Here is a 23104-nt window from a genome sequence, read left to right on the forward strand (position 1 = left end):
ACGATAATGAGTAAGATTTCCGAAATTTTAGTACATATTGAAACTGCTTACCGCACACAACAACCAGTACCCTTTATTCGTGATAACTATCCTATCAGTGAAGAAGAAGCATATCAGGTACAACATGCTTTCATAGAGAGACGCGTTCATAAAGGCGATGCAGTTGCCGGATACAAAATAAGCATGACCAGTAAAGAGACGCAAGCCATTGCCAATACAAATGAGCCAGCTTATGGAACAATCCTGACTTCTCACATTTTACAAGCTGATACGGAATATGCATTATTTCATTTATTCCAGCCTTTAATTGAGCCAGAGCTCATTTTTTTCGTCAACGAAGATATAACTGCAAGTGCAGATACTCAAGAAATCATTGAAAAAACATCTATCGCCCCAGGGATTGAGATTCCGGATGCGAGATATATCGACTGGTTCCCTCATTTCTCATTAATCGATTTACTCGCTGATAATACAGCGACAGGAAGAATTGTTGTCGGAGATCCCGTACCGACTCCTAGCTTTGAAAAACTCGGGGCTGTTGACTTAGATTTAAAATACAATGGCATACCCACACATACTGGGAGCTCTAGCGCTGTTTTAGGTAACCCAGTTTATGCAGTTAAATGGCTTATAGAAAAACTCGCTGAGCATAATAGATCGCTTCAAAAAGGTATGGTTATTTCTTCAGGAACATTTATACCTCCATTCCGAGCAAAAGCAGGAGAATATATCACTAGTTACAGGGATATTGGTGAGGTTAAGATTACACTGATATAGGCGTTCTTAAAGGAATTATTCATAGCTAAGGAGTAATGTCATCAATGTTGTCAGGTTAACAAAAATCATTAAATATTAAACTCAAGACGAATAGAAGTGAAACTAGCTAGCGACGGTTTTCGATGGGACGAGTAATCGCAGTCCCAGTCCCAGTGTGAAGACCCCGCAGAAAAAGCGGTTTTCTTTTTCTACCACAGGCATAAGTGCGACTTTGCTTCTGTCTGCGCCTGTAGGCTTGCCAGTCAGCAAGTCTTCTTTAAAGGAGGCTGAGGACAAGCCCGCGGAAAGCGTAGTGTTTTTCCGTAGCGGTTGCATTAACCTGACAACGTTGGTAATGTCATTCCGGCTTTGAACGTTGTTCCTTTTATGTGGCTATCTTCTAGAAAAGTTGTATAGTTATGTTATTCGCTCCTTATTGGTAGATCGTACTCACCAATACATTTCAAAAAATGAACACGTTCTGTTAAAGTAAAAGTTACCGCTTAAACATGAAGCGGAACCTATTTTGAGTTAAAATAGAGTACAAGCAAAACTAGTACATACAGAGGTGTTCGACAGATGGATGAATGGTATAAACTTGATAATGCAGGGAAGATGTTTCGTGCTGTTTCAGAACAATCGAATTCATCAGTCTTCCGAATCGCTGCAGTTATGAAGAAAACGGTACAGCCTGATAAACTTCAACTTGCGCTGGACGACGTTCTTAGACGTCTTCCTATGTTTGCAGTAAAACTTAGTAAAGGCGTTTTCTGGGATTTTCTCGTGGAAAATAATGAGAAACTTTATGTTCAGCCTGAAAGACAATATCCTTGCGCACCAATTGATCCGTTAGAAACGAATGGTTTCTTACTGCGGGTTATTTATTATAAAAAACGGATTTCAGTGGAGTTTTTTCATTCTGTGACGGATGGGACAGGTGCCTTGGAATTTGTTAAAGCTCTCGTTTACTACTATTTAGAACACCTAGGCGAAGATATAGAGTATGAAAGTGCGCTTATTGACCTTGAAAATGAACCTAGCTTTTACGAAAGTGATGATAGTTATCAAAACTATGTAACCGATGAAAAACCGGGCAAATTTAAAGAAAACTCTTCCTATCAAATTCGCGGTGGAGCGATTGACCAAACCATTGTCATCCATGGGAAAATGAGTGCGGAGAAGGTGCATCAGATTGCTAAAAAGTATGGAACAACCATCACTGCCTTTATCACAGCTGTTTTAATTGCAGCTATTTATAAAGAACGATTAAAATATCGAGCATATCAAGAAGAAATAAAAATTGCTATTCCTGTTAATTTACGAAAACCCTTTCCTTCAAATACACTCCGCAATTTTTTTGGGGTTGTTAATATTGGTATGGCTGTTAAAGAGACAACCACACTCGAAGAAATAATCGCAGAGATATCGAAGCAATTGCGGGAGAAAGTACAAAAAGATAATTTGCAGCAAAGTATTAATGATCGGGTAAAATGGCAAACAAGACTGGCAGCACGATTTATTCCACTCCCTATTAAACATCATGCGATGCGTTATGGTTATAGGAGTTTTAGTGAACGCACCAAAGCAATGACGATGACAAATGTAGGCAAAGTACCGCTCCCTGAATCTATGAAGTCCCATATCTCGCATATGGAAATGATTTTATACCCAACAAAGAAAAGCCCAATTAACGGAGGGATGATTGCAGTTGGAGATGAACTCGTTATTACCTTTGCACGAATGATCAAAGAAGCGGATATCATACGTACTTTCTTTAAGGAACTTTCTAAGACATATAACTTGGAGATAGAAGTATACTCCAATGACAGCAGGTGAAAATCATGCAACATTATTGTGCAAATTGCAAAACTTATACCAAACAGCAATACTGCCCATTATGCAAACAGAAGCTTTCCGAAAAAGCAGACAGTAACGAATATTATCCTGTTTATGAAACGAAAATCCAACGCCGTCGTTTTGCGCAGCGCCTCACTCTATTTATTGCGATTTTCGCGATTAGTACAAGCTTATTAATTAATTTATTAACGGATACCAATAAATTTTGGTTCTTGTATGTGTTAGGCCCCGTACTCTATGGTTTATTATTTATTAATCATACCATCCTATCCAAAGCACATACTGGTTCCAAAGTTATTTTTCAAGTGATTGCACTTTCTGTTATGCTATTCATTCTAGACGCAGCTTCAGGAGGTCCAGGATGGTCGATTCATTATGTTATTCCTTTTCTCGTCACACTTGCTACGCTGTTGGTAACCATTATTGTACTGCGAAAACCAATGAAATGGCGGGAATATATTGGATATATGACCACGATGGTTATTCTCGGTTTTCTTCCCGTCATTCTTTTTCTAAGCTCCTGGTCCACTGTATTATGGCCAAGTGCCGCTACAGCCTTATATGCTTTATTGACGCTGATTGGCATGATCCTATTTTCGGAAAAAACGATGAAAAATGAAATTGTACGAAGGTTCCATTTTTGATAAAGGCATATGTTACCTCTCTCTTTGTTAGCATGTGCCTTGTTTTTTTACGTTTCTTTGATGGTCTCTTTCTAGTATTTTCCTATTCCGATTTATTTAATAATGCCTCCTTCATGTCTGTATTTTTTCCTTTTCTCAAGGTAAAACTATACGTAGAGACGATAGAAGGAGCAGAGTAATGATATCACTAGATACAAACATGCCAGGAAAACAAGGCTTTTTCGGGAAATTAAAGCCACATTTAAAAGAACTTGGATTTACCATAGACCGAAATAAAGATGGCCACCACGCGTATTTTAATGGACTTTTGACGAGCCAGGGCGGAAAAAAGCTTTACTTACGCCTTCCTTTTCAAGTGATACAAAAAGAATCTGACCAGCCCTCAGATCAAATTGAATTTGGAGCTCCCGTACTTATCAATCAAGCGCCCCTTTCAAATTTAATTCCAACTCAAAAATCCCAGCAACAGCAAGAGGAACATAATTGGAAGCGTGCAGGAGAACAAGCAGTGCAGCAAATCCTTAATCATATTGACAATAATCTGTAGTTGAACTTTAGCTTCCATTGCATCATACTAAAGGTACATCGCAGTCTGAGCTAAAAAGGAGGGGCGTTATGTATCACTTTGTAGAAGAGCAAATTAAAAAGGCAGTGGATGATGGAGAGTTTGATGATTTGCCCGGCAGAGGAGAGCGTTTGGATTTGCGTGACGAATTTGCAGGATTGCCTCAGGAGGTTAAACAATCTTTTCGGATTTTAAAACGAGCAGGCTATCTTTCTGATGAGCAGCAAAATCAAAAGCAGTATATATCGCACCGTGACTTAATGGAAATTGCAACTGGCGGCACAAGGCAAGTCAATCATTCTGAAAAACAGAAGGCCTTTCAAACGTTGACTAAAGAACGGAAACTAGATAAAAGCAGTGTTTTTCATAGATATGCGAAAAAGATGAAGCATAAACTGTTTCCATAAAGAAAAAGGGACTAACCGTTTCGTTAATCCCTTTCCCCTCTTATATCGTTCGTTCAATCTCTTTTAACAGTTCATAAGCTCCTTCAGCTTCGTTCGAACAAACAATAATTATCTTATCAGCATGCGGATAATGCACTGCACGGAAATTAACTCCCGGGTCATATCCCATCTGAATATATTTTATAACTTCTTTATTCGGCTCTAATTCCATATATCCGCAATACCCATAAAAGATGCTGCCCACTTCGTCCACGCACACATGCGGCTTTAATAATTCCTTTGTCCTATCCTCTGATAATAACCGATAATTCAAGAGAGCGTCCCAAAACTTAGCCATATCTTCCACCGTGACATATGCGCCTCCATCCGGTCCGCCTTTAACTGGCAGTGAATAAATATTTGTTTTCCATTTTCCGTTTGTATCTTCTACATAACCTAATGCTGTTCGTTCAGGTAAATCATCCATTTCAAAATACCCAGAGTCACTCATATTCGCTGCTTTAAAAATATGTTCCTCCACAAATGAAGTAAAACTGCAGTTCGCAACCTTCTCCACAACCAAGCCCAGTAAAATATAGCCTGAATTAGTATATAGAAAGGAATCCCCTGGACGCCTCTGCATTTTTTGGTGCTGAAAAAGCGGTAGAAAATCCTTTGGAGATCGAACTCTATACATAGGAAAAGACTCCCATAATAACTCGTAATCATCCATCTTTTCCTCATCAAAATAATCCGGTACACCGGAAGTATGCGTCAGCAAATGATGGATAGTCATGTTCTTATCAAAGTACGGAAAAGACGCCGGGATACAATCTTTCAGCTTCGTATCAAATGAAATTTTCTTCATGTCCACCAGCTTGGCAATGGCGACTGCAGTAAATAACTTGGATCCTGAAGCAATACCAAACCTTGTGTCTACTTGATTCCTGATTTTTTCAGGACGATTCCTGAAACCGTTGCTACCTGTTATTATTTCATTCTGCTTTTTGGCATAGAACGCTCCCGAAAAAGAGAGCTTCTTCTGGACTTCTATCAGTTTGGCCTGCTTACTTTCTGTATTCATTTTTCTCCCTCCTGAAACCTTTATATATCAATCTGCCAACATGGGCTTTGGTGCGGGAGTGCACGGGTTTCGAGCCAGCGTGCACAGCTTTCGGGCAAAGGTGTAAAATGTTTCAGCTCGATCGCAAACCCTAATAATTCTTCCATGCCTTTTCATAAATTTGAATCAAATGCGGATCGATTAATGTATTTGGCTTTAACTCCACGGGTTCACCATTGTCATCCATAATTTCTTTATCTTCATCCTTACCAAAAGTTGTCAAGCCGGGAATAATGTCTTCTGTTAAGAACTTTGTTGGGACAGTTATGTCTAATTGGTTCAGATCAATAGACTCACGACTCGCCATAATAAATCCCCAATTGCCAAAACTCGGAACATCGACATGCAAATTCTCCGTAAATAATCCCGTCGATGCGATTGTCTCAGAAATGGTCCAATAAACTTCCGTAGCAAAGACCGGACTCGTCGCTTGGATCATTGCTGCTCCACCGGGCTTTAAATGATTTCGAACCAATGAATAAAATTCCTTTGTATAAAGTTTGTTCAGACCCTCATTATCTGGATCAGGCAGATCGACAATAATGACATCAAACCACATGTTTGTATTTTCCAAAAACTGAAAAGCATCCACGTTTTCCACATGCACTTTATCATTTTTGAGCGAGCCTTCATTTAATTCTAGTAAATGCCTATTGGTATTCGCCAGTTCCACCACTGCTGGGTCTAAGTCAACAAGGGTAATATCGTTCACTTCCTCATATTTGAGAATTTCTTTGACAGCAATCCCGTCACCGCCACCCAATATTAATATATTTTCGGCATCTCCTACAAAAGTCATTGTTGGATGAACCAATACTTCATGGTAGCGATATTCATCGGTCGAGCTGAATTGCAATGACCCGTTCAAAAAGAGCCGCACATCTTCTCCTTCATTCGTTAATGTGATTCTTTGGTAACTACTTTCTTGCATATGGATTATTGGATCCTTGTAAAGCTTTTGTTCAAAATTAAATGCCATCTCTTCCCCAAAGAATAATCCAATAATTAATGAAAGACCGATTGTCAGCCCGATAACTGCATGCAGTGCACAGTGACGTATTTCCCTGCGGAACAACCAAAGTACAATTAATGCCACCGCTAAATTGATACACCCGACTAAAAATGCTGTTTTAACCATACCAAACTGGGGACGCAATAAAAAGACAAATAATAATCCGCCAATTAAACCACCGGCATAATCAGAAAATAAAACTCTCGCCGTACTTTTATTTAGTGTGACGCCAATTTGATTTGCTTTCCGAATCAAAATTGGCAGCTCAAGCCCTGTTAACCCACCAATCAATAGCGTTATAAAATATAAATAAAATGCCTCTGTTCCAGCTGGTGAAATAGCTGTTATCCCAAACATTGTAAAACTGGAAAATCCCCCAATGACCGCAACACCAAATTCAATCCATACAAATGTGATAATTAAATTTTTCATCACCTTTTCACTTAAACTGGCACCAATCCCCATACCAGTTAAAAACAAGGAAATCGTCAGCGTATATTGTTTGACACCATCACCTAATATGTAAGATCCTAACGCACCAAATAATACTTCAAATATAATCCCGCAAATGGACACAATTCCCGATGACCAATATATAATTTTGCTTTTTCTAACTGCTGCTTCATTCAAAATCAATTCACTCCATCATATAAACCTAACCTAATAAAACAGAGCGGCCAAGCAAACGCCAAGCCGCCAGATTAAATATTACGTAATCGACGCACCAATAACCAGCGCCAATCCAATTGATACACCCATTGATATAATTCCGACTGCAACATTATTTTTTAACAGCTGTTCTTCGACTGAAAAGTTTCTAGTAAACAAATCAAACAGCCAGTATGCAATCATTTGCAAAACTACACCATACACACCCCAAATAATTGTTTCATAAAAGACATCGCTATTGTAAACCGCAAAGGCTAATATAATACAAATCCCGATTATTTTCCCAGCAATGGATAGTGCAACAGAATAATTCCCATTTTTTACTTCTTCCATATCCTTGTATTTGCGTGTCATATTCTCAAATAGAAACAATCCAATTAAAACAATTACTACAGATATTGCAAAATAACCAAATGTAGCTATATACGGTCCCATGTTATCACCTTCCTTTTTATTTACCTGCTCCTGGACCACCGCCTCTGAATGTCGTGTCTCCACGACGAGGTACATTTTTCATACCTCTATATTCACCCCGAGATTGACTTCCCCAATTATCTGCTCCCAACATATTCTCAAGCACTCTAATTGTAAAATATGTACTTAAAAAATTGGATGAATAATTTTTTCTCACAAACTCGTCACTAGCAACCTCTATCAGGAGTACATCTTGATCTTCATCACTTTCCCTCAATGTAACAAAGTCATCAGGATAAATTAAAATTTGCTGGTTGTCCTTTACTTCACTGATTTCCTCTGGTTTGATTGCTGTTGAAAGTACCGAAGAAAGCCCCGTAAGGTCAAATTCCTTTGTTGCATAGATTTCGGCTGTTTGCGAGTTCTCCTTGATTGTATTCATTAGCGGAAAATTATCATCAATAATATCGGCAATGTCCCCGTTAGAATCCCATAGGATTGCAGAAGCGATATCATCCTTTGAAGGCTCATCCGGAATATCTTCTGCCGTTATCGGTCCTTCACGCTCGGAACATGCAGTTAATAGCATGGTAAGAGAAAATAGCCCAATAAGTAAACTCCTTTTTTTAAACAAATCAATCCTCCCTCCCTTTAACAGAGCAAAGAGCAGTTTTTTAAGAATAAATATACTGATCCTTTTACCGCTACACCTTTATTTTTGTTTTATTTTCTCTTTTAATGCAGCCAATTCATCATCAACATTGTCCTTGTTCAATTCTGCAAACTCATCATCCAATGTCCGGCTGCTGCGTGACATCTCTTCACTTGTTTCCGCTTCTGCTTCATATCGCAAAACTTTTTCTTCCATACGTTCAAATCCTTGTTTTGAATCGTCACTGCCAATGGAAGACATAGTGCGATTCATTTTCGTACGAGTTTTAGCAGATTCAGCACGTGCTTTTAATGAATCTTTTTTCAATTGCATTTGCTGATATTCTTTTTTCATTTCATCCAATTTGCTCCGCAGAGCATCTGCATCGTTTTTAGCTCTTTCCCATGACTCATTTAACGTTGCTGCAGTTGCTTCATGATCTTTCTTATCCTGCAGTGCACGACGCGCTAGATCCTCATCGCCAGCTAAAAGTGCTTGCTCAGCCTGCTTCTGTCTCTTTTCCACCATTGCATTCGCATCATTTGCTTTCCGCTTAAGCATTTTCTCGTTCGCAATTTGCTTTGCGACAGCTGCTTCCACCTCACGAATATCGCCAGCCATATCGCTCATAAACTGATCCAGCATTTTCACAGGATCTTCCGCTTTATCCAGCATAGCATTTAACTCCGAACTGATTACTGTTGACACTCGCTTAAAAAATTTAAACATGTATATTCCTCCCGATAAATTTAGTTGAATAATTTCTTAAATAGATCCAGCCATTATTTTAATTTCGTATTCCTCAATTGGATAACCGTGACTCGCTTCAATCTCGCTTCCCCATGATTCAATACTTAAAAAATTTGCTTCGTCACGATCAGCATAATCGGCGTAATTTGTTTCTGTTCCTTGTAAATTAGCGCTTCTTCCCTCTCCAATAACTCTCGCTGTACCTGATTCCTGCAGATAATAGTTTTTGCCTTTATAGGTTACTTCTTTAGGGTATGGTTTTGATAAAGGCAACTGGATCTTCCTATAAATCCCAAGCTCCAATTCATCATCCATCTCGGCTGATAACCAAATTGTATCATGCCCTTCTAATAACTGATACCCATACCATTCATAATTTCCATCCCGATATGTGATCTTCCCTACCACCTCGTAATCCGTTAGGTCATAGGTTACGATATCCCCGATTTTTATCGATAAAACCGTTCTTTCTTTTGGAACAGGCTCATTTTTATTTCTTGAAAAAAACTTTGAAAACAGACCCACCGTCTTCACCTCATCAATCAAATTATATGTTTTATATGTATTACGTTTTTCCTCACTAAAATGATTCAAAAAATTAATTTTATTTTCATGAGATCATTGCTAACCTAAATAATTACTACATATTTACGCAAATTGCAAAGAAAAATAAAATGGTTTATACTTTTCGGTATATAAAATTTACGACCTAAGGAGATATCTTACATATGGAAATAATGGGGAGACAAATCATAGCTGAACTTTGGGATTGCAATGTTGATAATTTAAATAATCTGGAATTAGTAAAGCAAATATTTGTTGAAGCGGCACTAAGGGCAGGTGCAGAAATTCGAGAGGTTGCATTCCATCAATTTGCACCACAGGGCGTAAGCGGGGTCGTTATTATTTCCGAGTCACATTTAACAATTCATAGTTTTCCCGAACATGCTTATGCCAGTATTGATGTTTATACATGTGGTGATAAGGTGGATCCAACAATCGCTGTAGAATTTATTGCCAAGGCATTAGAAGCAAAAATCAGCGAGAAAATGGAAATCCCCCGTGGCATGGGTCCAGTAAAAGTCCAGCCACTTCAAAAGAATGAATATATTCCCTGAATACACTTTTTATGGGATTATTCCAACTCTAACATCCATACATTAACCATACAACATAACATCTTCACGAAAAAAAACCAAAGCCCTATACTTAACTACAAAAGCTTTGGTTATCATCTCTATCCTATTAAAACAACCCCAATTGCTGAGACGCCAAGCCATCAAATTCAATCCCTAAGATCCGCTGAAACTGTTTGGCATTCCCTGCAGCATGTCCTCCAGAATTATTATTAAACAAAACAATGACTTCCTTGCATTGCTTCTCTAATCGTTTAACTTCTTCTGCGATGGAAGTTAATTCTTGTTCACTATATTCATATAAGTAGCGGACCTTCCGCCAATTTGCATTCCCCGAATAATTCCAGCCATGGACGTTCCTGCCATGCAAACGAATAATCGCTTTATCCTTTGTTGTCACTACTGGAATAAATGGAACCGAGCCTGTACCAGCCTGAGGTTCATCCGCAATTGTGTGAATCCACCCTTCCTGCGTCATAAAATCCAATGTTTGCTGCCGATACTTTTCTTCATACCAAGATTGATGCCTAAACTCCAATGCAGCCGGGATATCTTTCATCTGCTTTTTACAATAGCGAATATACTGTACATACTCCTGCCTGCACTCATACCATGGAGGAAACTGGAATAGCACTACTCCTAATTTCCCAGCCTTGCGAAGCGGTTCAATCGATTCCCTAAATGCTTGAAACATTTCATCCTTTGATTCAAAAGGATTTTCATTTCCTCCCCGGTCATGGCCAGTCATCCCTTGATAGGCTTTTACAATAAATTGAAAACGCCTCGGGGTTTCCTTAACCCACTTTTCCATATTACGAATAGGCTGAACCGCATAGAAAGAAGCGTCTAATTCTACCACTGGAAAATGACTGCTGTATTCTTGTAATTTTTCATGTACCTTTGTATCATCTGCATAAATGGAGTCGTGGTCTCCCCATCCTGTTAATCCAATCTGAATCACAGTTAACACCTCTTTCCCAATCTAACTTCTTACTTTTCTTTGTTCCCGATGAACCATATATTTAACGAATGGAATAATAATAATTGATAAAAATAATATCCGAAATAATTGAAATGACGTAACCACAGTAACTTCCGCTTGAATAGAGGCTGCAATAATTCCCATCTGATCAACACCGCCTGGAACAACACTTAAAAAGCTTGTTGCAAAATCCATAAAATGGTGTGCCATCCATTCACTGATAAGGAATGCTACGCCTATTAAAATAACACAAGAACCAATGGCATATACAATATGAGATTTCATTTTCTTCAATTTATCACGTTTTAATAGTAACCCCATATAAATCCCAATAAAAAGCTGCGCAATATGTAGTAAATTTTCCGGCATCACCGGAACAGGAATGGATAATAGATTGCATATCATAACAAAAAAGACAGGTCCCAATAAATAAGCTGTAGGAACTTTGATAAATTGAAAAACGATTCCTGCCCCGTAACATAAAATCATTAAACCAAACAGAATCCATGAATACTTTTCTAAGGGGCTCTCAGCAGCTATACTGCTATGGTTACTAGAAACAATAAACGGTACGAACGTAATAATCGCCAGTAAGCGCATGACGTGGTAAAACGTCACAACCGTAATGTTCAAAGTTTTTTGCTCTTCCGCAAATACCACCACCTGCTGCAGCCCTCCAGGAGCACAGCAGGTCATTGCTGTTCCAAGGTCGAGACGCGCCCACTTCGAAACGGCAAAACTAACCGCAATAAATAAAATAAAAAAGATTACATTAATTAAAAGCATCATCGGAAAATAACGTACCATTTCTTGAAGTGCTTCCAGAGTGAATGCATAGCCAATCATATATCCAGCAATAACTAGACCGATATTTCGAAAGATTGGATGCCATCCTATTTTCCAAGATGATTTTAATTGGAATAATAGCGTCATTAGCATCGAACCAAGTAACCACGGTATTGGCAATCCAATAAATGAAAAAATAATTGCTCCTAAGAGACCAATCGCAAACGTTCTCAGGAATATTAATATCATAAATTCCCCTTCCTTCTCTCTCTATTATAACGTGTACGTGAGCGGCTTCAAATAGATTTGGAGCGATTAGGCCTGATTTCGAGCGGGTTCTCATTGCTTTGGAGCGGTTAGACTTGGTTTCGAGCGAGTTCAGTTTACTTTGGAGCGGTCACACTTGGTTTCGAGCGGATTCAGACTGGTTTGGAGCGGTTACACTTGATTGAAGGAAGTTTCATTTAATTTCAAGTTGGATCAGTTTAAAAGTCAAGGACTTTAGGTTCCTGGCTTTTTTCATAAATGAAATCTTTGTTGACATACTATGACAGTCATAGTAATATACTTATACAAACAATTACTTTGTCTGTCATAGTAGTTTAATTAACATATATTAAAGTTAAATTGAATGAAAATTTTCCAGACGCTAGCTAAGCTAAGAAAAACAATTGGAAAAGGACATTGGAGATAGGAGGGATATTGTTGGAAGGAAGGATTTCAGCAGATTTATTACGTGGTCATACAGACACGATTGTATTGGGAATATTAATAAAAAATGATGCTTATGGATATCAAATTTATAAATCCATCATGGATCGAACAGAAGGGCTGTATCAATTGAAAGAAGCCACTCTCTATTCCAGCTATAAACGATTGGAAAAAGAAGGTTGCATCATTGCCTATTGGGGAGATGAAAGCCAAGGTGGACGGAGGAAATATTATCGCATTACTGATAAAGGGAGAGTGCAGTATCAACAGAATATTGCCGATTGGGAATTTACCCAGCGTATCTTAAAACGATTATTGAAGGAGGAAGAGGATTAAATGATGATACAAAAATATGTTGACGATTTGTTTCAAGGCTATGAATCTACACCAGAGCTTGAAGATTTCAAAGAAGAAATCGCCATGAACTTAAAAGATCGTATGCAGGATCTAGAAAAAGAAGGAAAGTCAGCTGAAGAGGCTTTTGCAGAGGCAGTCTCAGAACTAGGTGACATTACAGCAATTGCCGATGATTTAAGCCGGGAAAAAAGAAAGGAGATTATCGGAAAAATGTATGTTGATACGACCCCAAAACTTTCGGCAGGTTATGCAATTGGATATACCGCTGCAGCAGGAGTCCTATTGTTTGGAATCATTACAAGCCTGATCACTTATTTTACAACAGGAAATAATTTATTTATCGCTATTTCCTCCTTCCTGCCATTCGTTGTACCTGCAGGAGCTGCGTTGACCTTTTTAGGGTTAACAACTGAAACAAAGACAAAATATCCGATGAATTGGAAACGAGCGCTTATTTACGGCCTGGCTGTTGGTATTATTTTATTCGGAATTACCCTTTCCAGTTCACAGTACTTTATGGATAACAAGCAACCTGCCGCTATTCTTGGTGTGCTTATTCCTTTTGTTTTACCCGGCGTATTGGTAACCGCCTTTTTAATCCTCACTGAAAAGAAACGCTTTAAACCATGGGTCATGCAGGAACAGGCAAGATACCAAGAAGCTTATGCAGGTTATTATGAGGATACAGAACAGATGGCGAAGCGGGGAATGCTGTCTGGAGCATTATGGATTGGAGCCTTTGGCGTCTTTATTATTCTCTGGATACTCACGAATGTCCTTTACGCGCTCCCTGTCTTTCTATTTGCTATTGCTGGAGAGCTTTTAATTGAGTACCGTATGATGTCAAAGCGCAAACGCAATTCGGTATCAAAATAAGCGCTAATTGATAAGATTTATATGTTGCCTTCAAAATACCGTCAACCTTAGGAGGAATTTTAAGCGAGATACCTCCAATATTAAAAGCAATTATTACACGAACTGTTGGTTTTATCAGCAGTATCGGAACGGGAATTCTTTTAGGCATCTTAGCCGGGTTATTGGATCTTCTCATTAATCTGTTGAGAGCAGCAAGACAATAATGAACCTTAAACCAAAATTTTTAAAAGAACCCTTTAAGCATAAATAAAAATTATCGGAAGTCCATCCATTCAGAGGATAAGGATCCAGACTCACTTGAAAAAGAATTCAGCTATTTATACTGAATTCTTTTTTATTGATTTTATGATTGTTGCATAAAAACGCCGACACAGGAACATATTACTCTATAAGAGCATGCTCCAGAATCGAATTACCTAATTATCATAATTTGGGTTTGATTCTTTCTTTATGGGGTAATATGATTTTATATTTTAAATAACTCTCCTAAAACGGAGATTGGAAAGGATGGACTATCATGAAAAAGATTTTATTTCTAGGCATAACACTGCTTCTTTCCATTACTTTAGCAGCTTGTGGTGCAGGCAATGACAACAATGACAACAATAACAACGCAGGAAACGAACCAAACACAAGTGAGAATGCAAATGACAATAATGGAAATACAAAAACAGACAAGGATACAAACACCAATGACAATAATACCAAAACGGATGGCAACAATGATGTAGATCTTACAAGTGCATCCTTAACCATGGTAGATGCTATTAGCGCCTTCCAAGAAAAATTCCCAGATGCAAAGGTTTCCTCTATTCAGTTAGAGGAAGAAAAAGGAGAACTTGTCTATGATATCGATGGTTACGATGATTCGAAGGAATACTCCGCAGAAATTAATCAGTCTGGCGAAATTGTAGCTGAAGAAGAGGAACAAAAGGACGCTAATGACCGCTACGAAGAACTCGTGCTAGCTGATTATATTACAGCAGAAGAAGCGTTATCTACAGCATCTGAAGCTCCCGAAGCAGATGGTATTACGCCTAGAAGCTGGTCATTAGAATTTGAAAATGACAGTCCGGTATATGAAGTAAACTTTGAAGATTCCGGTTCTGAGGAAGTAGATGTTTATATCGATGCGGTGTCTGGGGAACAGCTGCATGTGGAAGTGGATGATTAAATTTTAATGAAAGCAGGCTAAGCCAAGAGCTTGAGCCTGCTTTTTTTATGTTGTTTTTAGACTAAGACCTTGAAGCGGATGATGAAGCAGCAAAAATAGTGGCATTAATTGAATCAATTGTTGTTTTAACAGCTTGGGAAACAGGCAGATTCTTACTCAGCTGCTTAATTTGTTTTTCTGCTTGCTTTGCTTCTTTCCGGTCTGGAAATACGATACGAAGTAAGCTGCTGACATGAACTAATGATATTAATACAACGATTCGTTCTTCTTCTTTTTCTAAGAGCTCTTGTTTTTTAATATTTTCCAAAACCATCCGGAAGCTTTTTTGCATCTGTCTAATAAAATCCACTTGATTAAACGTGTACGTATAAGATAGGAAAATACATGCATGATCAATAGGATAATAAGAAAAGCTGTTCAGCCAATAAAAGCAGGTCCATTGCTCCTTTCAAGCTGTATGATAGTTTTTCCGCTACATTCAAAATACTTTACGCTGATAAATAAATTGACTGATCATCCATGAAATTAGATACAGACCAATAGAGATGCCCGCACCGATAAGGTAAAGCGTTGTTGTTGATGTGCTAGAAAGAAATCTGTAATTACTGTCATATGTTCCATAAAGAAGCGGGAAGCAGGTTGAAACCCTAATGCTAAAACAATTACTGTGACAAAAACCACTATTCCAATATAAGCAGGCTTTATGATATAAAATAACGGAAACGCGAAAGCTGTAAAAACGAAGAATAACCCAGCCGCAATAGCTATATGCATCATTTCATAACCATAATCAGTGAGATATAGAATAACCCCGGTCAGCGCCATTGATATAACCATATATACAACGGCTCCAATATATCTAGAAGCAACAATCTCCTTGCGTGTATAGGGCAAAGAATTAAGATCGATATAAAAGTACTATATAAATTGAATTTAAAAGGTTCTCCTAACCTAATATGGGGTATAGAATAGAAAACCTATATTAGGAGGATGAGTATAATGACAACTGAACAGGAAACTTTACGAGTCATGGAAGCAATGAAGCAAACTAGCGACAGACGCATGTTTGAACGTTACCAAGTTATCCACCTCTATCTAAAAGGTTTTCAACAAAAAGATATTTCTGAGATTGTGCTTCGTTCCAAGAAGACGATTTCTTCCTATATCAAAGCGTACAAACAAGGTGGACTAGACGGTCTTGAAAGAGGACTGCCAACGGGTGCGCCCAGAAAATTGACCGAGACGCAGGAACATGAACTTGTGCAGGTCGTAGCTTATCAAACACCACATGATGTAGGATATGAGAACCATTATAACTGGACGCTTGCCATTATATCAGCATTTATTCAGCGTGAATGGAACCAAACCTATTCGCTTCGCGGCGTTTCCCTACTTCTTGAAGATCTTGGATTTAGTCACACAAGACCGACGTATACGCTGAAAAAGGCAGACAAAGCGAAACAGGAAGTGTTCAAGAACGAAACATTTCCAGCATTAAAAAAAACTGTTAAATGAAGAAATAAATCATATCCTGTTTGAAGACGAGTCCATGATTAGAGATTATCAGGCGATTCAGTGTTCATGGTTTCTAAAAGGAAAACAAAGAACCGTCCCAACATATGGCCGTCATCAGGGTGCCAAACTCCTCGGTACATTGAATTACGAGACAGGTGAAGTCTTTGTAGTCGAAACAGAAAACTATGATGCGGCAGTCTTCCTTGAGTTCTCAAAACAAGTCTTTTGGAAGTATCCCTCTGGAAAGATTGTCATGATTCTAGATAACGCAAGAATTCATCATGCCAAACTGATTCAGCCTTTCCTGGAAGAGAATCGTCATCGACTTGAACTGGTATTCCTTCCTCCTTACAGCCCAGAATTGAACCTTGTAGAAGGCCTCTGGAAATGGTTGAAAGAAACCATTATTAATAATGTCTTTTACTCCAAGGTACAAGAAATTAAAATCAACGTTCGAAAATTCATTGCAGACATCAATACAGATACCGCTAATATTATCAATCGACTGTGTGTTCAGATGTAAATATTAAATTCAATTTATATAGCTACTAGAAAAATAAAAACCAGACTAATATCTCTTGCAAAGAAAACAAGGGAAATAATAAGTGGAACAAATAGGAGAATCTGTGTTTCTTGGATAGTTAAATCTTTTTTTATCAAATTAAACATTTTGGTGTTTCGTTCCTTTCGCATAAAACATAATATCCTCTAAAGTAGCTTCCTCAATCACAACACGGTTCCCCAACAAAGCTTTTACTTCAGCCACATCATTTGTTAAAGCCTGGAATCCATAAGAAGAACACTCTGTCTTTATAAACGATTTTTCTGTATCCAGATTAAGTAAATCAATACTTCCTTTCACTAAAGCCTAACGATCTTGTACATCTTGCATCGAGTCATTGAAAAGAATTTTCCCCTTTTGAATAAACGTAATATAATCTGCAATCCGCTCTAAATCACTAGTAATATGCGTGGAAAAGAATAACGTTCTTCTTCCATCCCCCATAATAATGTCCTGCAGGATAAGTAAAAGTATGATGGGTCAATCACTTTTGAAAATACTTGAAAAAGCACGAAAATTGTCTGCCCTGCAATGTCAACAATGCTAATAAAAGTAAAGAAATTAAAAAAGTCAGATGTGCACAAGTTGAAAAAATCGGTGAGTAAACTTGTCTCCATCATGCGATCCCAAATCCGCATCATTAACGAGTTATCATCACGTAAATTCGGCTCTCACAGTCCATTCTATCAAAGATGATAAATAGGATTTCTCTTTTCATTATTTACCTCAACTCCTTACTCTTTTATTCCATATGATTCTTTTAGTAACCTAAGTTAAGCTGTCCGTTGAATTGCCCGATAAATAATTGATATTATTGAGACGATAATCATGAGAACTAAGACCAAATTAAATATTCAAATACCATAAATTGCAAAAGCATTTGTAAAAAAATCTCGAAGGAAAAACCAAAAATCCCCAAATTCCCCTACCCTCCTGAATTTGGAAAGTCCCATCCAGATAAATCAGCGAGAATAAATAAAAGATTTACTAATACTATCATTAAAATATCCTTTATAATATCTGTGATAACAGACCCTTTCTTATTACTCATTATGGTCATATGCTTAAAATTCTTTCCGATTATATATAGTTATTGAAAAAATAAAAGATGTAACAAATATGGTTATCCCTATAAGTAACGTACCAGCGACTAATAAAACAGATGTATCTATATTTCCAAAAACGGAAAGCAATGTCTGTTCATAGATAAGGTAATTTAATAGTTTTTCTATACCAAAACTTGAGACAAGTACTATTCCAGTAGCGGCAATTAAAATACCATCCGATTTTTCAGAGCCTAGAAGATATAGTAATGGATAAACAATAGAACCCATCGTTAAAATGAGACAAGAAGCCATAGCAATTTGCATCCATATTGCCTCAAGAGATGTATTCTTTATACACTAAAGATACCGACCACTACTAAAATACCAAAACAAACAAATGCTGCTGCAAACCGTTTTTTCCAGCAGCTCTCGCAGAAAAATACTGGCTGAAGACATCGTTCCTGTTTTGCAAGGGAAAACAGCGGATGAAATGAAGGAATATTTGATTAAAAACTATCCTTCTCACTTTCAATAAAAGAAAACTTCAGCCAATTGGCTAAAGTTTAAAGAGGAACTTATCTATGAAATAGATGGTTATGGTGATGCCATGAAATATTCCGCTGATATCAATCAGCCTGGTGAAGTTGTAGCTCAGAAGAAAGAACAAAAATATACAGATGACTGTTATGATGATTTGGTATTAAATGATTAACAATTTTAAACAAAGCAGGCCTTAGCCTTCTGGTAAGCCTGCTTTTTAATGGTGTAATTTTTTAAAAGTCTTTCCGTAGATAAATAGTTCGGCTAAAAATCCAGGAAAGGAGATAAAGCCCAATAGCAATTGTTGCACCGCTGAGATAGAGTGTAAATGCTGATAAGTTTGTTAAGAAATTCGTTATCGTCGTTAGATTTTCAGCTAAGAATTGTACAATAGGAGGCAGAACCACAGCTAAAACGATAAAACTTACAAAAACTGCTAATCCTATATATCCAGGTTTTAATATATAAAATAGCGGAAAAGATAAAGCAGAAAATACAAAGAACAACCCAACAGCTATCACTATATCTCTAATTGTATAGCCATAATTACACAAATATAAAATAATACCAGCTACACCAATCGATAAAATCATATATGCAATTGCTCCAATATATCTTGCAGCTACAATTTCTTGTCGAGTATATGGTAAGGAATTAAGTAGAATATTTGTTTCTGCCTGCTCATCATATATATATGCATTTATTGGTATAAAAATACTAGCCAAAAGAAAAATAAAAGCTGGACTAAGATGTGTGGCAAAAACCGCAAAGAAAACAATAAACGGAATAAATAGGAGTAGCTGTACTTTTAATATAATTAAATCTTTTTTTATCAGGTTAAACATATTAATGACTCGCTCCTTTCACATAAAACATAATATCCTCTAGGGAAGCTTCGTCAATAACAACACTATCCCCAAATAACTCCTTCACTTTATCTATATCATCAGTTAGAGCTTGAAAACCAGTAGAAGAGTGCTCAACCTTTATAAAGCTTTTTTCTGTATCACGATTGATTAAATCTTTACTTCCCTTGACTAAAGCATAACGTTCCTGAACTTCATAAATCGGATCGTTAAAAAGAACTTTCCCTTTTTGAATGAAAGCAATATAATCTGCAATCCGATTTAAATCACTTGTAATATGTGTGGAGAAGAAAAGGGTGCGTTTGCCCTCCTCCATAATTTCTTGTAAAATATCTAAAAGCTCTCTACGAAAAACTGGATCTAACCCTGCTGTTGGCTCATCCATTAAGATTAACTCTGCATCATGGGATAGAGCTATTGCTAAGGATGCTTTCATCTGCATCCCTTTCGAAAAGGTTTTAATAGCTTTATTTAATGGTAGTTCAAATTTCTCTATAAATTCATAAAATTGTTTGTTACTCCAATTTTTATAAGCAGGCGCAATAATCCGGCGAACATCCTTTAAGTTTAGCCCTTCATAGAATACGTTACTATCATAGACAAAGCCTAAACGCTCTTTTATCTTTTTTTCATGTTTGGCATAATCAAGACCAAACACTTTGATTTTCCCTGCATCAGCTCTTAAAAGATTCATCATTAACTTCATTGTTGTTGATTTCCCTGCCCCATTAGCTCCAATAAATCCAGTTACATATCCTTGCTTTATCTGTAAATTAATATTCTCTACAGAGAAATCTTTGAAACGCTTTGATACGCCTTTGAATTCTAATACATTTTCCATATTTATCGCTCCTCACACAAAATTTTCAACAATATCTATCCGCTTCACTGTTACTTATCGCACTGACTCTTTAGAAATGTTTGAGATAGGAATTTATCTATTGATGCCGAAATTTGTTTTAAATTATATAGCAGCTTCCTTGGCTATATAATTTTTTATTACGTTTTCGTCAACTTCTTTTAAAAAGGATCAACAGAAAGCTTGTTAAAAAATACAAAATAATAGCAATTAAAAATATAAATGTTACAAAGTTAAAAAATGGATAGCTATAAAAATGGAAGTATTCCGTAAATAATTTTACGCTCAAGATATGATTTATTAGATTCCCATCTCGAATATTCGGTTCCCAACCAGTTCCGTCAAGAAATATAAAAATAAATTGAACAAGGACAAAAATCCCTAAAATAATTAACAACGATTTAAATTTCCCCCTTTTTTGGGCGCCCACTTTACCTTCCATTAAAATTATCTCTCCCTTTTCAATTCAATTTATTTTCCACACACCTATTGTATATAATAAATATTAACACTATATACAATATTAAAACATTTTTTTCTACTTTTTTCAACCGTTTCATTATAATTTTCTTTATAAAACAAAAAAGAAAGAGCTTGACTTAATTGTTTTAAGTTCTCTCCAATTTATTTAAAGTCCGTTTTCAAAAAGTTTGGTAAAAAGAACCCAGTCGGATAAAGTCTCAGGCACCCTAAGGCTGCGATTACTGGTCCCACCGGAAACATTTGTTACAACGACAACACTAGTACGTCGAAAGTTCAAGGCTGCGCAGCTTAGAACAGCGCTTTTGATGGGGTGAGTAATCGCCCCATCGCCCCCCCAAGGGTTTAGCACACAGAAAAAGTGATCTTCTTTTTCTTCAAGGAATGGAGCGTTTGCTTTTAAATACGTGAGTAGCAGAAAACCATCAGACGCACTTTCACATGCTCTGATGGCTTCTACTTTGTCCACACGACTGAACGTTCTTAATAGAAATCCCTCGCCATGTCACTTTTATTGGACTTTTTGAGCACCTTCTTAAAGATGATACTCTTTCGGCGGTATCTTTACTTTTTCAAAAGACTTTGTACCTGTAAACAAAAAGGCCAAACAACCAAGTAGTTAGATATAATGAAATAATAATGCCTCCACTGCTGAGGTCAGCATGCTTGTAAAGAAAGTGGTAATCAATATTAAATACTCTACTGAGAACCACAATAACTGGTCGACTGATAAGTCCAGATAGACGCATTCCTAACGTAACTGCTGTTCCTATATAACTAGATTTTAATATGTAATCTAACGGAAAAACAAAAAATGACGGTAGATGTGAATCCACTCCAATCAAGAAAATGATTGAAGGTATAAATAAAAGTAGCTGTACTTTTTATATCATTAAACCTTTCTTTATTAAATTAATCATGTTGACTATGCGCCCCTTTCACATAAAACATAATTTCCTCTAGTGACGCTTCTTCCATAACAACATGATCACCAAATAGCTCTTTTACTTCTTCCACATTATTTGTTAATGCTTGAAACCCAGTTGAAGAGCGTTCTATTTTTATAAAGCTTTCTTCTGTATCTCGATCAAGTAGATTTGTACTCCCTTTCACTATTGCATAGCGTTCTTTTAATTCATAAATTGGTTTATTGAATAGGACTTCTCCTTTCTCAATCAATACAATATAATCTGCAATACGGTCTAAATCACTTGTAATATGTGTAGAAAAAAAGATTGTTCTTCTTTCATCTACCATCACTTCTTGAAAAATGTCTAATAGCTCTCTACGAAAAGCTGGATCCAGCCCTGCTGTCGGCTCATCCATAATAATTAACTCTGCATCATGAGATAAGGCAATCGCTAAGGAAGCTTTCATCTGCATCCCTTTCGAAAATTTTTTAATTGGTTTATTTAAGGGTAATTCAAATTTATCAACATAGGCTTTAAATTGCTTATTATTCCAGCATTTATAAGCTGGTGCAACAATTCTGCTTATATCCTTTAGGCTCAGTGCTTCATAAAATACATTACGATCGTAAACAAAGCCGATGCGCTCTTTTATTTCTTTCGCATGACTAAAGTAATCCATTCCAAATACTTTTACTTCTCCTTTATCCGCTTGTAAAAGATTCATCATTAGTTTAATTATTGTCGATTTTCCGGCTCCATTAGCCCCGATAAATCCCGTTATATATCCTCGCTTTATCTGTAAATCGAGATTTTCTATAGAGAATTCTTTGAATTTTTTTGAAATACCTCGGAACTCTATCACATTTTCCATTCCATCACTCCTCGTACAACAACTTTAGCAATTCTTGTAATTCTTGATAAGATAACCCAAGTTCTCTACTATTTGCAATAACCACACTTAACTGCTCTTCAATCACTTTTAGTTTTTTTTCACGAATAACATCCAAGTTTTGCTCCGCCACAAACGATCCCTTACCCACAATAGAATAAGTAAATCCCGATTTCTCCAATTCTTCATATGCTCGTTTTGTGGTAATAACACTTATCTTTAAATCTTTTGCTAATTGTCTAATAGAGGGTAATGCCGTTCCTTCTGCTAATTCCCCTGATAAGATTGCTGTCTGAATTTGCTTCATAATTTGTTCATAAATTGGCTCTTTAGAATTGTTTGATATAATAATTTGCATACCAATACCTCTTTTTTTCATTGTATATCAATATTATACACATTATAAAAACTCTTGAGTAGTCTTATCAATATATGCCCTACCCACAGTTACATCTAACTTTGGTACTGTCAATAAGTTTGTGTAAATTAATAGGGTATCCTCTCTATTGGGATGTATTTTCAGACACCTTCCCCGGGTACCCGGGGAAGGTGTCTGAAAATTAGCTCGTTTCTTACCTACTCCCCG

Annotated in this window: 29 protein-coding genes; 10 read left to right on the forward strand and 19 right to left on the reverse strand. The window is 37.0% G+C overall.

Going from position 1 to position 23104, the window contains the following annotated elements; all coding sequences use genetic code 11:
- Positions 1-6 precede the first annotated feature (6 nt).
- From KI343_RS09600 to KI343_RS09620, 5 genes are all read left to right on the forward strand, one after another.
- Positions 7-777 (forward strand): 2-keto-4-pentenoate hydratase, encoded by a 771-nt coding sequence (locus tag KI343_RS09600; protein ID WP_212926197.1) that lies wholly within the window; start codon positions 7-9, stop codon positions 775-777.
- Between the two features lie 558 nt (positions 778-1335).
- On the forward strand, positions 1336-2592 hold the full coding sequence (locus KI343_RS09605) for a phthiocerol/phthiodiolone dimycocerosyl transferase family protein (RefSeq protein ID WP_212926198.1): 1257 nt from the start codon (positions 1336-1338) through the stop codon (positions 2590-2592).
- A 5-nt stretch (positions 2593-2597) separates the two neighbouring features.
- Positions 2598-3257, forward strand: coding sequence for a DUF6320 domain-containing protein (locus KI343_RS09610; RefSeq protein WP_212926199.1), 660 nt, complete (start codon positions 2598-2600; stop codon positions 3255-3257).
- Between the two features lie 178 nt (positions 3258-3435).
- Positions 3436-3804 (forward strand): YugN family protein, encoded by a 369-nt coding sequence (locus KI343_RS09615; protein WP_212926200.1) that lies wholly within the window; start codon positions 3436-3438, stop codon positions 3802-3804.
- Between the two features lie 68 nt (positions 3805-3872).
- Positions 3873-4229, forward strand: a complete 357-nt coding sequence (locus KI343_RS09620) for a DnaJ family domain-containing protein (protein ID WP_212926201.1) — start codon at positions 3873-3875, stop codon at positions 4227-4229.
- A gap of 40 nt (positions 4230-4269) precedes the next feature.
- Here KI343_RS09620 and KI343_RS09625 read toward each other — a convergent pair whose 3' ends face one another.
- The 6 genes from KI343_RS09625 to KI343_RS09650 all read right to left on the reverse strand — a co-directional run bounded on the left by KI343_RS09625 (position 4270) and on the right by KI343_RS09650 (position 9353).
- The gene (locus tag KI343_RS09625) at positions 4270-5292 is read right to left on the reverse strand and encodes a serine hydrolase domain-containing protein (RefSeq protein WP_212926202.1); all 1023 of its coding nucleotides are present in this window, start codon (positions 5290-5292) and stop codon (positions 4270-4272) included.
- A 130-nt stretch (positions 5293-5422) separates the two neighbouring features.
- Positions 5423-6976, reverse strand: a complete 1554-nt coding sequence (locus KI343_RS09630) for a polyamine aminopropyltransferase (RefSeq protein WP_212926230.1) — start codon at positions 6974-6976, stop codon at positions 5423-5425.
- Between the two features lie 75 nt (positions 6977-7051).
- The gene (locus tag KI343_RS09635) at positions 7052-7447 is read right to left on the reverse strand and encodes a DUF350 domain-containing protein (protein ID WP_212926203.1); all 396 of its coding nucleotides are present in this window, start codon (positions 7445-7447) and stop codon (positions 7052-7054) included.
- A 16-nt stretch (positions 7448-7463) separates the two neighbouring features.
- The gene (locus tag KI343_RS09640) at positions 7464-8060 is read right to left on the reverse strand and encodes a DUF4247 domain-containing protein (RefSeq protein ID WP_212926204.1); all 597 of its coding nucleotides are present in this window, start codon (positions 8058-8060) and stop codon (positions 7464-7466) included.
- A gap of 78 nt (positions 8061-8138) precedes the next feature.
- Positions 8139-8807 carry a PspA/IM30 family protein gene (locus KI343_RS09645; protein WP_212926205.1) on the reverse strand — a complete coding sequence of 223 codons (669 nt, stop codon included), beginning with the start codon at positions 8805-8807 and terminating at the stop codon, positions 8139-8141.
- A 36-nt stretch (positions 8808-8843) separates the two neighbouring features.
- Positions 8844-9353, reverse strand: coding sequence for a DUF4178 domain-containing protein (locus KI343_RS09650; RefSeq protein ID WP_212926206.1), 510 nt, complete (start codon positions 9351-9353; stop codon positions 8844-8846).
- Between the two features lie 203 nt (positions 9354-9556).
- Here KI343_RS09650 and speD point away from each other — a divergent pair, with 203 nt between their 5' ends.
- Positions 9557-9946 (forward strand): adenosylmethionine decarboxylase, encoded by a 390-nt coding sequence (speD, locus tag KI343_RS09655; RefSeq protein ID WP_280530126.1) that lies wholly within the window; start codon positions 9557-9559, stop codon positions 9944-9946.
- Positions 9947-10073: 127 nt separating this feature from the next.
- Here speD and KI343_RS09660 read toward each other — a convergent pair whose 3' ends face one another.
- Positions 10074-10925 (reverse strand): DUF72 domain-containing protein, encoded by an 852-nt coding sequence (locus tag KI343_RS09660; protein ID WP_212926207.1) that lies wholly within the window; start codon positions 10923-10925, stop codon positions 10074-10076.
- A gap of 21 nt (positions 10926-10946) precedes the next feature.
- The gene (locus KI343_RS09665; protein WP_212926208.1) at positions 10947-11981 is read right to left on the reverse strand and encodes an AbrB family transcriptional regulator; all 1035 of its coding nucleotides are present in this window, start codon (positions 11979-11981) and stop codon (positions 10947-10949) included.
- 453 nt (positions 11982-12434) lie between these two features.
- Between KI343_RS09665 and KI343_RS09670 the strand changes: the two genes are divergently transcribed.
- The 3 genes from KI343_RS09670 (at position 12435) to KI343_RS09680 (ending at position 14850) form a co-directional block, all read left to right on the forward strand.
- Complete coding sequence (locus KI343_RS09670; RefSeq protein ID WP_374705426.1) at positions 12435-12779, forward strand: PadR family transcriptional regulator; 345 nt, start codon at positions 12435-12437, stop codon at positions 12777-12779.
- Positions 12780-13676 (forward strand): permease prefix domain 1-containing protein, encoded by an 897-nt coding sequence (locus KI343_RS09675; protein ID WP_244856877.1) that lies wholly within the window; start codon positions 12780-12782, stop codon positions 13674-13676.
- A 517-nt stretch (positions 13677-14193) separates the two neighbouring features.
- A complete protein-coding gene (locus tag KI343_RS09680) occupies positions 14194-14850 on the forward strand; it encodes a PepSY domain-containing protein (protein WP_212926210.1) in 657 nt (218 codons plus the stop codon).
- Positions 14851-14911: 61 nt separating this feature from the next.
- Here KI343_RS09680 and KI343_RS09685 read toward each other — a convergent pair whose 3' ends face one another.
- Together KI343_RS09685 and KI343_RS09690 are read right to left on the reverse strand one after the other, a co-directional pair.
- On the reverse strand, positions 14912-15163 hold the full coding sequence (locus KI343_RS09685; protein WP_212926211.1) for a GPP34 family phosphoprotein: 252 nt from the start codon (positions 15161-15163) through the stop codon (positions 14912-14914).
- A 212-nt stretch (positions 15164-15375) separates the two neighbouring features.
- On the reverse strand, positions 15376-15744 hold the full coding sequence (locus tag KI343_RS09690) for an ABC-2 transporter permease (protein ID WP_212926212.1): 369 nt from the start codon (positions 15742-15744) through the stop codon (positions 15376-15378).
- A 105-nt stretch (positions 15745-15849) separates the two neighbouring features.
- Between KI343_RS09690 and KI343_RS09695 the strand changes: the two genes are divergently transcribed.
- A protein-coding gene (locus tag KI343_RS09695; RefSeq protein ID WP_212926213.1) for an IS630 family transposase occupies positions 15850-16888 on the forward strand; the annotation gives its coding sequence in 2 pieces (ribosomal slippage) (positions 15850-16347 and positions 16349-16888; 1038 coding nt in all).
- Positions 16889-17026: 138 nt separating this feature from the next.
- On the opposite strand, the gene KI343_RS09700 is transcribed toward KI343_RS09695, so the two are convergent.
- The 9 genes from KI343_RS09700 to KI343_RS09740 form a co-directional block, all read right to left on the reverse strand.
- On the reverse strand, positions 17027-17227 hold the full coding sequence (locus tag KI343_RS09700) for a hypothetical protein (protein WP_212926214.1): 201 nt from the start codon (positions 17225-17227) through the stop codon (positions 17027-17029).
- 6 nt (positions 17228-17233) lie between these two features.
- A complete protein-coding gene (locus tag KI343_RS09705; RefSeq protein ID WP_212926215.1) occupies positions 17234-17371 on the reverse strand; it encodes a hypothetical protein in 138 nt (45 codons plus the stop codon).
- A 620-nt stretch (positions 17372-17991) separates the two neighbouring features.
- Positions 17992-18327, reverse strand: coding sequence for an ABC-2 transporter permease (locus KI343_RS09710; RefSeq protein ID WP_280530127.1), 336 nt, complete (start codon positions 18325-18327; stop codon positions 17992-17994).
- 419 nt (positions 18328-18746) lie between these two features.
- Positions 18747-19358: an ABC-2 transporter permease gene (locus tag KI343_RS09715; RefSeq protein WP_212926217.1), complete on the reverse strand. Its 612-nt coding sequence runs from the start codon at positions 19356-19358 to the stop codon at positions 18747-18749.
- 1 nt (position 19359) lies between these two features.
- Positions 19360-20220 carry an ABC transporter ATP-binding protein gene (locus KI343_RS09720; RefSeq protein ID WP_212926218.1) on the reverse strand — a complete coding sequence of 287 codons (861 nt, stop codon included), beginning with the start codon at positions 20218-20220 and terminating at the stop codon, positions 19360-19362.
- 169 nt (positions 20221-20389) lie between these two features.
- The gene (locus KI343_RS09725) at positions 20390-20680 is read right to left on the reverse strand and encodes a YfzA family protein (protein WP_212926219.1); all 291 of its coding nucleotides are present in this window, start codon (positions 20678-20680) and stop codon (positions 20390-20392) included.
- A gap of 186 nt (positions 20681-20866) precedes the next feature.
- The gene (locus KI343_RS09730; RefSeq protein WP_212926220.1) at positions 20867-21187 is read right to left on the reverse strand and encodes a hypothetical protein; all 321 of its coding nucleotides are present in this window, start codon (positions 21185-21187) and stop codon (positions 20867-20869) included.
- A 443-nt stretch (positions 21188-21630) separates the two neighbouring features.
- Positions 21631-22500: an ABC transporter ATP-binding protein gene (locus KI343_RS09735; protein WP_212926221.1), complete on the reverse strand. Its 870-nt coding sequence runs from the start codon at positions 22498-22500 to the stop codon at positions 21631-21633.
- A gap of 4 nt (positions 22501-22504) precedes the next feature.
- Entirely contained in the window at positions 22505-22876 is a 372-nt protein-coding gene (locus tag KI343_RS09740) for a GntR family transcriptional regulator (protein WP_212926222.1), read from the reverse strand.
- Positions 22877-23104 lie beyond the last annotated feature (228 nt).

The sequence above is a fragment of the Oceanobacillus sp. J11TS1 genome, from assembly GCF_018333215.1.
Lineage (GTDB): Bacteria > Bacillota > Bacilli > Bacillales > Amphibacillaceae > Oceanobacillus.